Here is an 8,532-nt window from a genome sequence, read left to right as displayed (position 1 = left end):
CCTCCTGATATCTGCGCATTTCACCGCTACACCAGGAATTCCGATCTCCCCTACCACACTCTAGCCTGCCCGTATCGACTGCAGACCCGGGGTTACGCGGCGGCACCCGCACCCGCCGCGCCCGCGGCACCGCCTGCCACGATCCCGGCCGCCTTGAGCGAGTACCCGGCGGCGAACCAGCCGATGACCGCGACCGGCAGCAGCGCCGGGATCCCGGCGTTGACCTGCTCCAGTTCGCCCGCGGCCAGCCGGCACTTGGCGCACTCCTCCAGGTGCTTGCGCAGCCCCCGCTCGGCCCGCATCCGCAGCCCGCCCCGGGCGAAGGCCCCGAGCCGGTCGGCGTAGCGCGCGCAGTCGCCGCCCGACGTGAGCGCGGTGCTCACATGGGCCTGCAGATAGGCTTGCTTGAGACCTTCGCGCGCCCGACTGGCGAGTACCGCCGTGGCATTGGCGGTGAGCCCGAAGAGCGGTGCGACCTCGCTCGGCGACTCCTCCTCGACGGTCGTGTGCCAGAGCACCGCCTGCCAGCGCTCGGGCAGCGAGCGGAAGGCCTGCAGCGCCAGCGACCGCTCGGCCTCGTGCATGGCCCGTACGTCCGCGCCCAGATCGAGCGTCTCCTGGTCCGTCGCCTCCGAGGCACGGGCGGCCTGCTCGGTGAAGACCGCGAAGTCCGCGACCAGTTGCTCCCGTTTCGAGGAATTCATCCAGGCGGCGGCGACCCGGCGCACGGTCGTCAGCAGATACGCCCGTACAGCCTGCTCGGGCCCGGCACCGCCCCGCACCGCCTGCAGCGTGCGGGCGAACACCTCGGCCGTCAGGTCGTCCGCCGTGTGCGCGTCGCGACAGCAGGTGCGCGCGTAGCGCCGTACCGCCCCGGAGTGACGGCGGAACAGCTCCTCGTACGCACTGTCGTCGCCGAGCCGCAACCGCTGGATCAAGTCACCGTCCGACGTCTGCAGACCGGCGGCCATGGCCCCGCTTCCGCCTTCGCGCTGCGACGGCACACTTGCGTCGACGTCCCGCCCGAACTCGGCCTCGGAGGCATGCCCGGCAGCCATCGGGTGCCCGGGTCCGCCCTGGCTCGGGACCTGCCGATGGCGCCCGCCACCGCCGGCCTCCGGGCCGGTCGCACCGCCGAGTGGTTCGTCCCGCCCGTCACCGCTCATCGAGGAAGCCCCTGTACGCACCCAATGACACGAACACCGGGCAAGAGTGCCACAGAGCGACGGGCCTCAGGACACAGTCTCCCGGCAACCACTCATCCGGGGAAGCCTCCCGGAACCGGGCACGAGCCTTCACCCGTACGAGGAATGCTCAACAGACTGTACGACTGCGCCGTACGACCGGTGGCCATCTGACGGGCCGTGGGCCGTGCACCCGCAGCCCGCTGCGTTGCGCCGGGCCATCACGCCGGCCGCGACCGCAGGCCCTCCAGCAGGATGTCCAGCAGCCGGGCAGAGGCCGCCGCCTGCTGTGCCGCGTCCGGCAGTGACGGTGCTGCCGTGGCTATCACCAGCAGCACATCGGCCACCGTGACATCGCGCCGCAGCTCACCGGCCGCCCGCGCCCGGTCGACCAGCCGCCCCACGACCTCCAGCAGTTCGCCCGCACCCGCGTCGTCCTGCTCGGCCACCGGCATCTGCACCGACGCCGGACGCGCCCCGACGACCCGCAACTCGGGCTGCCCACCGAAGCCGTGCCGCTGCTGGGGCACGCGCGACTCCTCCCGGCCGTCGCCCCGGCCGTCCCGTTCGCCGCCGCCCAGGACCTCGGGCACGACCGTCGAGTCGTCCACGTCCACGCCGACGCGCAGCACCTGCGGCGGCAGCAGCCTGCCCGCGCCCGACGCGACCGACGTCCGCAGGAAGCGGGAGAGGGCCGACCACGGCTCCTCCTCCTGCCCCAGAGCCGTACGCGCCTGCTCCGTCAGCCGGGAGGTCTCCTCCTCGGCTATCCGCCGTACCAGCACGTCCTTGCTCGGGAAGCGGCGGTAGACCGTGCCCACACCGACGCGCGCCCGGCGCGCCACGTCCTCCATCGGCGCGCCGTAGCCCAGCTCGCCGAACACCTCGCGCGCGGCCCGCAGAACATGCTCCAGATTGCGCTGCGCGTCCACGCGCAGCGGAGCCGAACGCCCGGCCGGACCGGTTCCACCGGGCCCTCCGGCCACGGAACCGCCCAGGCCCCCGGCGGTCCCCGCTCCGGCCACCGCCCCCGTCACCGCGCGTCCGTTGCCGTCGGAAGCGACAGCGGCCTGCCAATGCGAATCCTGAATGTGCATAACCGTTCCCCCGGTGATGAAGTCGTCTCCCCCCGGAGACGCCCCGCCCTGACAGCCGGGGTGAATCAGACGAGTCACCGACCCGACACCCCGACGGAGTACGAACATAGTTGAGTCGAGGTCAATTCAGAAGGGGCTCTTCCGCACGGTGTGCCCCCCGATCGGAGCAAGAGCCGGAACGTTCCCGATTCGGCACCCTCCCGCCACCCCCCTCGCCCACCCTGACCTGCACACCTTCCCCGGCACCCGGGTTGCGGCCGTAGAGGTCCGGCGAAAACCTCCGGTCACACAATTTGCCGGGCCTGTGGACAAACTCCTGGGGCCGTTGCGTCATGGGATGGTGAAGGCTGCATACTCCCGGGACACGGCACCCGGCTCCTCGCCGCGCACGCGCATTCTCATCGTCGGCGGCGGCTACGTGGGGATGTACACCGCGCTCCGCCTCCAGGACAGACTCAAGGCGGAGCTGGCGCGAGGAGACATCGAGATCCTCGTCGTGGCGCCCGAGCCGTACATGACCTATCAGCCCTTCCTGCCCGAGGCGGCGGCCGGCGCGATCTCGCCCCGCCATGTGGTGGTCCCGCTCCGCCGTGTCCTGAGCAGATGCAAGATCCTCATCGGCGAGGTCAGGACCGTCGACCACGCCAAGCGCACCGCCACCGTCACGACCCTCGCCACCGCCGAGGAGGGCGCGGGCGGCATCCAGCTCGGGTACGACGAGCTCGTCATCGCCCCCGGCTCGATCTCCCGCACGCTCCCGGTCCCCGGCCTCGCCATGTACGGCATCGGCTTCAAGTCCGTCGAGGAGGCCATCGGCCTGCGCAACCACGTCATCGAACAGATGGACATCGCCTCCTCCACCCGCGAACCCGCCCTGCGCGACGCGGCCCTCACCTTCGTCTTCGTGGGCGGCGGCTTCGCAGGCGTCGAAGCGCTCGGCGAGCTGGAGGACATGGCCCGCTACGCCACGCGCTACTACCACAACATCAAGCCCGAGGACCTGAAATGGGTCCTGGTCGAGGCGAGCGACCGCATCCTCCCCGAAGTCGGGGAGCAGATGGGCCGGTACGCCGTCCGTGAGCTGCGCGCCCGCAACATCGAGGTACGGCTGGACACCCGCCTGGAATCCTGCGAGAACCGCGTCGCCGTCCTGAGTGACGGCACCCGCTTCCCGACCCGCACGGTCGTGTGGACCGCCGGCGTCAAACCCGCTCCCGTGCTCACCTCGACCGACCTGCCGCTCAACGAACGCGGCCGCCTCAAGTGCACCGCCCAGCTCACCGTGGAGGGTGTCGAGCACGCCTGGTCGGCCGGTGACGCCGCCGCCGTACCCGACCTCACCGCGAAGGAGGCCGGCAAGGAGACCGCGCCGAACGCCCAGCACGCCGTACGCCAGACCAAGGTGCTCGCCGAGAACATCGTCGCCTCGCTGCGCGGCCGGCCTCTCAAGGAGTACGCCCACGCCTACGTCGGATCCGTCGCGTCGCTAGGGCTGCACAAGGGCGTTGCGCACGTGTACGGCCGCAAGCTCAAGGGCTACCCGGCGTGGCTGATGCACCGCGTCTACCACCTCAGCCGCATGCCCACGTTCAACCGGAAGGCACGGATTCTGGCCGAGTGGACGCTGTCGGGGCTCTTCAAACGTGAGATCGTCTCGCTGGGCTCGTTGGAACATCCGCGCGCCGAGTTCGAACTCGCCGCGGGCGCCGTCCCGTCCCGCCCCCTCACCCGCCACCACGAGGACCCGCCCAAGGGCCCGAAGGGCAGCAGGAACCCGGGGCCGGGGGAGGACCCCGGGTTGTACTGACGACGTTGTCAGTGCCGGCGGTCACACTGGACGTGTGACGATAGGTGGGCCGACACCTGCACAGAGTGACCTGTCCCCGCGGCGCGGCCGAGCGCCCACGACGATCAGCAATCGACACACGAGGCTAGAAAATCCGTGAACTTCACGCGTTGGAGCGCCCGGCTCCCCGGTACGCAGCGTCGCGCCGCAGCGCGGATCGACCGCGGGTCGGTGCCCGCGGCCCGCGGCGAGTACGACCAGCGGCCGGAGTCCCCGTCCGACGCCACCGCCGTGCCCGACTCCGGCGTAGCCACGCTCGACCACTTCTCCGTACGGGAGCTGCTCGGCCCGCTCCCGGCCCTCGTCGCTCTCGTCCACGGCCCCGAACACCGGATCGGGTACGTCAACGATGCGTACGCCGCCGCGTTCGGGCCCCGTGCCGTCGGTGCCACCGCCGCCGAGGCCTGCCCCGAGCTCGCCGAGATGGGTCTGCTCCCGTTGATGGACCAGGTGCTGCGGAGTGGAAAGCCCCGCACCGTGAAATCCCGCCGCATCCAGGGCGGCGGCTCGTACACGATCACCTGCCTGCCCGCCGAGGCCGCGACGCCTGCACCCGGAGCCGGCTCCGGAGCCAGGCCGGTGACGGACACCGGCCGCGGTGTCCTCGTCTTCGCCGCCGACGTCACCGACCACGCCGAGGCCGCCGAGCGCCTTCGCGCCAGCGAGCGCCGCCAGCGCGAAACCGCCGTCACCCTCCAGCGCTCCCTGCTCCCTCAGGAGCTGGAGCAGCCCGACGACCTCCGCATTGCCGCCGACTACCGGCCGGGCGGCACGGACGCCGCGGTCGGCGGCGACTGGTACGACGTGATCACGCTCGGCGCCGGCCGCACGGCCCTCGTCATCGGCGACGTCATGGGCCGCGGCGTCCGCGCCGCCGCAGTGATGGGCCAGCTGCGCACGGCCGTCCGCGCGTACGCACGCCTCGACCTGCCTCCGCACGAGGTGCTGCAACTCCTCGACGGACTCGCGGCCGAGATCGATCCCAGCCAGATCGCCACTTGTGTCTACGCGGTTCACGACCCCAACGAGGGGCGGCTCGTGTACGCGTCGGCGGGCCATCTGCCGATCCTCGTACGCGACGAGGACGGCACGGTCCACCGCGCGGAGGAGCCGACCGGGCCCCCGCTCGGCACCGGCGGCTGGCTGCACACCTCCGGCACGATCCCGCTCCAGCCCGGCTCCACGGCCGTCCTCTACACGGACGGTCTGGTCGAGCGGCGCGGCGAGGACATCGACGAAGGCGTCGCCGCCCTGGAGCGCGCGCTCGCGGGGGCGACAGGCACACCTCAGGTGGTGTGCGACCGGCTGATCCGTTCCCTGGGCGTGACCGCGGAGCATGACGACGATGTCGCGGTCCTCGTCCTCCAGCACCCGACCCGCAGGGGCCCGGACGCGGAGCTGTTCCACAACGCGGCCCTGGAGCTGCTCGGCGGCGTCGAAGCGGCGCCTCGCGCGCGTGCGTTCGCGTCGGGGGTGCTGGCTTCCTGGCGATTCCCGGGCGAGCTGCGCGACCTGGGCGTGCTCGCCGCGAGCGAGCTCGTGGCGAACTCCCTGCAGCACGGCACCCCGCCCATGCGGCTGCGGCTCCGCCGCACCGACCGCCGCCTGATCATCGAGGTGACGGACGGGGACGACCATCTGCCGCGCCGCCGCCGCGCCGAAACGGAGGACGAGGCGGGTCGCGGAATCTCCATCGTCGCGACGATCGCCTCGTCCTGGGGCAGCCGCCGCACCCCCGGCGGCGGCAAAGCGGTGTGGTGCGAGTTCGCGCTGCCCGACGACTAGGCGACCGGACGACGAGTGGGCAGCCGCCGATGGGCGGCGGTCGAGTCGGACGCCGGCCGTCGTCGCGGGCCGGCCGTCGTCAGACGGCGGTCTCCACGCGGCCGCCCTGCTCGGGCAGGTGCCTGGCCACGACCCGCGACTTCGAGACGAGCGACGGCTGGTCCTGTACGGGCGTGAGCCGCTTCCCCAGCCGCAGCGCGAGCGCGGTGATGCCGAGCGAGAAGAGTACGAACGTCACGATGTACGGGCCGTGCAGCGCGGCGCCCATGGGCCCGCCCACGGCCGGACCGATCGCCAGCGCGAGCTGCTTGACCAGAGCGAACGCCGAGTTGTACTGGCCGACCATCGACTCCGGCGCCAGGTCGGCGACGAGCGGCGCCACCGTCGGCGACAGCATCGCCTCACCGAGCCCGAAGAGCGCGTACGTGGAGATGAACGCGGCCGTCGCCATCGCCTGGCTGCCGTGCCCGAGCCCCGCGTACCCCGCGAAGAGCCACGCGACGGCCCAGATCAGCCCGACCGCCGCGATCACCCGCGTACGCCGCCGCCGCTCGACGAACTTGAGCACGACGAACTGCGCGACCACGATGACGGCCGTGTTCGCCGCCAGGGCGAAGCCGAGCGTCGCGGGGTCGATCCCGGCGGCCTCGGTGCCGTACGCCGCAAGGCCCGACTCGAACTGTCCGTAGCAGGCGAAGAAGAGGACGAACCCGAGGACGCACAGCTGCACCATCGCCCGGTGCCCGAGCAGGGCCCGCAGCCCACCTCGGGCCTTCGCCTCGGTGTTCTCCGGCATCGCGTCCGGGATCGACGGGCACGCGGGCATCCGCACGGTCGCCGCGATACCGGCCAGCACGACGAACATCGCCGCCTCGATCGAGAACAAGAGCGTGAAGCTGCCGGGCCGACTCTCGTCGACGATCTGCCCACCGATCAGACCGCCGACCCCGAGCCCCAGGTTCTGCAGGAAGAACTGCATCGCGAACGCCCGGGTCCGGGTCGCCGGGCTGGAGCACCAGACGATCATCGTCGCGAGCGCCGGCTGCATCACCGCCGTACCCGCACCCAGCAGCGCGGCGGACAGCACGGCCATCGGGACATTCCCGGACAGCCCCATGCTCAGCGCACCGGCGGACGCGAGCAGCGAGGCGACGATCACGACAGGCAGCGGACCCCGGCGGTCGATGGCCCGCCCGGTGAAGGGCAGGACGACGAGCGCGGCCATGGCGAAGACGGCAAGGACGGCCCCCGCCGTGCCGGCGCCCAGGTCACGCACCTGGGCCACGTACACATAGAGATACGGAACGGTGAACCCGAGCCCGAACGCGCTCAGCACGTTCCCCGCCTGGATCCGGCGCATCGCAGCGCCCATCTGCCTGGTCATACTCACCTGCCTTGGTCTGTCCGCCGGCACGGAAGGACTGAAGTCTGAAGACTTCGAAGCTAAAGTTAGAACGTTAACAATACATATCCAAGGACTTAGAAGCCAACTCGATGCGTGGGATAGTGGCCGCATGCCCGACACCCCCGACGAGCAGCCCGCCCACGGGCAGGCGCCCGGTCCCGCCTCGGTCCAGGCCGCGAAGAACACCCGCGCCGCACAGACCCCGCAGGTCGTGGAGGCCGCGGGAGCCGCGCAGGAGCCGAGCCTCGACGAGCAGATCGCCGCGTACCAGCGTGAATTCCTCGACCTGGACCCCCAGGTCGAGAAGGTCGTCTCCGCCCTCGGCCGGCTCAACCGCCGGATGAACGTCGCGTACGGCCGCCAGATCGCCGCCCTCGGCATCAGCAACGCCGAGTGGGAGGTCCTCAAGACCCTCGTCCTGGCCGGCGCTCCGTACCGCCTCGGCCCGGGCGAACTCGCCAAGCGCCTCGGCCTCACCCCGGCCGCCATGACCCACCGCATCGACCGCATGGCGAGCGAGGGCCTGGTCACCCGCGACCGCGACGAGAGCAACCGGGTGCGCGTCATCGTCGAGCTCACGGACGAAGGCCGCACGAAGTGGCTGGAGGCAATGCGCATGGCCACCGCCTTCGAGGAGGACCTGCTCCAGGACCTCACGAGCGGGGAGCGGGGCGTGCTGGGCGAGATGCTCATCCGCGTCCTGCGTCGGGTGGAGCACACCCAGCCGGACGCGGGCGGCCGGCTCACCGACCTGGACTAGCCGGACCGGAGAGCTGTCCCGAAGGTGTCGGGAAGATGGACGGCGGGGCGGGTTGACAGACCCCTCGCCGATCCGTAAGGTTCTTCGAGTTGTCACGGAGCCGGAACGGTTCTGCGACGACCGATCCCGCCGCTGATGCGGCAACCAAACTCTGCACGAACTCCCAACCGGGATGAATTTCGGCATGCCGGAATTCATTTCGATGGCTCGATTATGAGTCACCCGGGAAATCCGCTAGAGTTTGAAACGTCGGAACGGCCCAACCGCCGGGACGGCAGCCCCCTCTGACTGGGAGTCAGGCCCGAAAGAGTCTGATAGAGTCGGAACCGCCGGAAAGGGAAACGCGAAAGCGAAGAACAGCCCGGCAGCCCGCTCCAGCGGGTGGCGGAAACGGAAATCGGATCTGCTAAGCTGGAAACACCGAAGGGAAGCGCCCGGAGGAAAGCCCCAGAGAA

The 8,532-nt window shown here is 71.2% G+C and carries 5 protein-coding genes and 1 pseudogene; 3 read left to right on the top strand and 3 right to left on the bottom strand.

Annotated features, from left to right (window positions below; genetic code table 11):
• Positions 1 to 95: 95 nt before the first annotated feature.
• Positions 96 to 1,058 (bottom strand): annotated as a pseudogene (locus ABT078_RS41980) (sigma-70 family RNA polymerase sigma factor); the annotation flags it as partial.
• A 347-nt stretch (positions 1,059 to 1,405) separates the two neighbouring features.
• Entirely contained in the window at positions 1,406 to 2,281 is an 876-nt protein-coding gene (locus ABT078_RS41975) for a TetR family transcriptional regulator (protein ID WP_351237662.1), read from the bottom strand.
• A 337-nt stretch (positions 2,282 to 2,618) separates the two neighbouring features.
• Between ABT078_RS41975 and ABT078_RS41970 the strand changes: the two genes are divergently transcribed.
• Positions 2,619 to 4,088 (top strand): NAD(P)/FAD-dependent oxidoreductase, encoded by a 1,470-nt coding sequence (locus ABT078_RS41970; RefSeq protein WP_351237660.1) that lies wholly within the window; start codon positions 2,619 to 2,621, stop codon positions 4,086 to 4,088.
• A gap of 135 nt (positions 4,089 to 4,223) precedes the next feature.
• A complete protein-coding gene (locus ABT078_RS41965; protein WP_351237658.1) occupies positions 4,224 to 5,912 on the top strand; it encodes an ATP-binding SpoIIE family protein phosphatase in 1,689 nt (562 codons plus the stop codon).
• 79 nt (positions 5,913 to 5,991) lie between these two features.
• Here ABT078_RS41965 and ABT078_RS41960 read toward each other — a convergent pair whose 3' ends face one another.
• Entirely contained in the window at positions 5,992 to 7,296 is a 1,305-nt protein-coding gene (locus ABT078_RS41960) for an MFS transporter (RefSeq protein ID WP_351237656.1), read from the bottom strand.
• A gap of 130 nt (positions 7,297 to 7,426) precedes the next feature.
• Here ABT078_RS41960 and ABT078_RS41955 point away from each other — a divergent pair, with 130 nt between their 5' ends.
• Positions 7,427 to 8,077 carry a MarR family winged helix-turn-helix transcriptional regulator gene (locus tag ABT078_RS41955; protein WP_351237654.1) on the top strand — a complete coding sequence of 217 codons (651 nt, stop codon included), beginning with the start codon at positions 7,427 to 7,429 and terminating at the stop codon, positions 8,075 to 8,077.
• The last annotated feature ends 455 nt before the right edge of the window (positions 8,078 to 8,532 follow it).

This window comes from Streptomyces sp. NPDC002133, assembly GCF_040296405.1.
GTDB lineage: Bacteria > Actinomycetota > Actinomycetes > Streptomycetales > Streptomycetaceae > Streptomyces.
This window is presented reverse-complemented; position numbering and strand designations above follow the sequence as displayed.

What these genes read in the sequence shown, in the direction of transcription:
- ABT078_RS41975 (WP_351237662.1), bottom strand. Translation starts at nt 2,281, where the DNA reads ATGCACATTCAGGATTCGCATTGGCAGGCCGCTGTCGCTTCCGACGGC.
- ABT078_RS41970 (WP_351237660.1), top strand. Translation starts at nt 2,619, where the DNA reads ATGGTGAAGGCTGCATACTCCCGGGACACGGCACCCGGCTCCTCGCCG.
- ABT078_RS41960 (WP_351237656.1), bottom strand. Translation starts at nt 7,296, where the DNA reads ATGACCAGGCAGATGGGCGCTGCGATGCGCCGGATCCAGGCGGGGAAC.
- ABT078_RS41955 (WP_351237654.1), top strand. Translation starts at nt 7,427, where the DNA reads ATGCCCGACACCCCCGACGAGCAGCCCGCCCACGGGCAGGCGCCCGGT.